Source organism: Luteibacter sp. P4_D7_3, assembly GCF_056401735.1.
On sequence record NZ_JBFUIT010000603.1, the window covers coordinates 1 to 1,052 of the forward strand.

The following is a 1,052-nucleotide window of genomic DNA, read 5'->3' on the forward strand; positions in this document are numbered from 1 at the left end:
ATCGTCCGCGAACAAGGCCTGTGGGGCGCCGGCTGCTCCAATGCCGTCTATCTCGACGACAAGGTCGTGGCAGATATGGAAATTGGGCAACAGCTGGTCCTTCATGTCCCTGCCGGCACGCGCAAGCTGAGCGTCCTGACGCATGGCGCATGCAGCGGCGATCGTCTGGATGTCGACGCGTCGGTCGGCCAGGGCGAGACGAAATCCTTCTCGATCCCCGCCAGTGGCGAGGGCTTGACGGCACAGGCTCCGCCCAGGGCCTGAAGCGGCTTGTTATCTTCGCTGTGAGGGCGTAAGAATCGGGACAGGCACAACCGCCCGAATGGGAGTGGCATCGTGCATCGTCGAACCGTTGGCCAGTATTCGGTGGAAGTACGGACGCTGAGAGCACCCTCCGGGGTCTGGAAAGCGGCGTACATCGTCGAGCCCGCCCTTCATGCGGGCCCGCGTGATTTCGTCATGATCACGCTGCTCGAAGAGTTCGAGGACGAACGGGTGGCGGTGAATGCGGCGATGGAGCGGGGCATCAGCCATGCGGACTGGCTCGACCTGGCACGAACCACCTCGGCCGGTTGACGTGACCGGCGCGGCGACCTCCTCGTAACGCCTCCGCGACGATAAGCCACCTAGCTTCGCTTGCATGAGGGCCGCCGGCCCTCTCCGGCGGAGTGTCATCCTTGCAGCGCACGATCCTCTACGTTCCCTTCAATGCCTCGGCACACGGTCAATGGACCCTGCGCCGTAATGCCGAACTGGTCGGTCAGTTCGCGACCCGTGACGATGCCATGCGCCATGCGCTGACCCTCACCAGTTCGATCCAGAATCTGCCGGGACATGAGGTGGCGATCAAGGTCGAGGATGAAGCCGGCATCTGGCGGGTTGCCGACGGGGGCACGCCCTGACCCTCGAGGTATGAACAGTTTCGGCAGGCGTCGCAGGATTTGAGATCGCCGGGCGGGATAAGAGGCGTCCCTGCCTCCCGGATGCCGCCATGGCCGCCTACCTCACATCCCGCCTGACCGACGAGGCGGATTCCGCACTGGCGACTAACC

General features: G+C 64.2%; 3 protein-coding genes. All 3 read left to right on the forward strand.

The window, feature by feature from the left end:
• The coding region (locus tag AC1DSN_RS23060) for a hypothetical protein (RefSeq protein ID WP_477333215.1) at positions 1-264 on the forward strand (264 nt) is incomplete at its 5' end.
• A 72-nt stretch (positions 265-336) separates the two neighbouring features.
• A complete protein-coding gene (locus tag AC1DSN_RS23065; protein WP_063572612.1) occupies positions 337-576 on the forward strand; it encodes a hypothetical protein in 240 nt (79 codons plus the stop codon).
• A 101-nt stretch (positions 577-677) separates the two neighbouring features.
• Positions 678-902: a hypothetical protein gene (locus tag AC1DSN_RS23070; protein WP_063572613.1), complete on the forward strand. Its 225-nt coding sequence runs from the start codon at positions 678-680 to the stop codon at positions 900-902.
• Positions 903-1,052: the final 150 nt, after the last annotated feature.